This is a genomic window from Bradyrhizobium sp. STM 3809 (assembly GCF_000239795.1).
Lineage (GTDB): Bacteria > Pseudomonadota > Alphaproteobacteria > Rhizobiales > Xanthobacteraceae > Bradyrhizobium.
On record NZ_CAFJ01000538.1, the window covers coordinates 1 to 1,373 of the forward strand.

Genomic DNA, 1,373 nt, shown 5'->3' on the forward strand with positions numbered 1-1,373 from the left:
CCGCGGAAGGCGCATGGATCACCGCTGCGCTGACATGGCGACGAACGACGCGTTCGTTAGACCCGTAGGGCGGATTAGCGCTAGCGTAATCCGCCATCCCTCCCCGCGCGACGAAGTGGCGGATTACGCTCCGCTAATCCGCCCTACTGACATGCATCAATCAACTACATCACGCCGCGCGACATGGTCAGGGCACGGTCCTTCAGCTGCTCGAGGTCGCGGTGTGCGACGATGCAGTCGATCTCGCCGCGCGTGATGCCGATGTCGGTGAGCTCCCGCTCGCTCATGTCATGGAAGCTCGCGCGCAGGCTTTCCCGCCAACGCCAGGCGTGGAAGGCGCGCCAACAATGCACGATCACGCGAATGATCAGCCAGGTCGGTGAAGCCGGCGGTCCTGCGGCGTCTTTTTCCGATGCTGCGTCCGCCAGCGCCGCGACGATCACATCGGGACGTGACGCGACGGGCGCGTCTTGCGCGATCGGCAAGCTTGCACCGAGCACCGGAGCATGGCTCGCGGTCTCGGCCGTGAGGTCGATCTGATGAGGTGGCATCGCTCGCTCCTGCTGTTGTGCCGGCAGCGAGCGGGACCAATCAAAAGGCCCCGTCCGATGCTGGCGGGGCCTGGTAGAAACATCGCGTCGTCGAACTCCTAGCGCGCGTCTCCCCCCACGACCCGGCCGAAGCCGTTCATGTCTGCGTGGTTGACGTGGCGCATCGATTTGCTCATGGGCATTTTGATACCACCGATCTCCCGTAAAATCAAGAGATGTTCCGCGAACTCTCACAGCTTCGCGGCGAGTAGGTCGAACTGATGAGGTCCGTAGGGCGGATCAGCGCCATCGACCGTTCTCGCCAAAAAATTCTTGTTTCTTTTTTTCAGAACTCATGCTACACCTCATCCATCCCATCTCGCCACGAGGGGCGCATCGCGATCGTCACGAGCGTGAGGTGGGTTGCGGTGGGCGTGTCGGGGTGCAGCGTGGCTTGGCCGCGCGGACGAACATCCTGATGCGCACGGTGAAGCCGTGTGGTCCTGGCCTCCCGAAGCTGAGGCCAAGCGGGCGCTTGCGACGAAGCGCGCTCGCGACGGGGGCAAGAACGCCGGTCCCCGGGGAGAGCGCGGAGTAAGCCGTAAAGCCATCGCGCAGGGAGGGCCGGATGTCCGGTCCGTACCTGTGGTTCTGCCGCGTGCTTTTTGCTGCACGCGGACCATGGGTGCGACCCGCACCCGGCCTTCCCTGCGCCCTCTGTTCTCGAAGAGGGTTTTGATGGGCACAGCTCGGGCGCGGAGGCGCGGCGAGGATGATGATTCATGTTTGGTTTGCCGTCACTGCACACTCGCTGTCATTCCGGGGCGCGCGCAGCGCGAGCCC

The 1,373-nt window shown here is 64.0% G+C and carries 1 protein-coding gene; it reads right to left on the bottom strand.

Annotated elements, in window-relative coordinates; translation table 11 throughout:
• Positions 1 to 164: 164 nt before the first annotated feature.
• On the bottom strand, positions 165 to 551 hold the full coding sequence (locus tag BRAS3809_RS24745) for a DUF1127 domain-containing protein (RefSeq protein WP_008964766.1): 387 nt from the start codon (positions 549 to 551) through the stop codon (positions 165 to 167).
• Positions 552 to 1,373 lie beyond the last annotated feature (822 nt).

Coding starts and splice junctions, on each gene's coding strand:
- BRAS3809_RS24745 (WP_008964766.1), bottom strand. CDS start 551: ATGCCACCTCATCAGATCGACCTCACGGCCGAGACCGCGAGCCATGCT.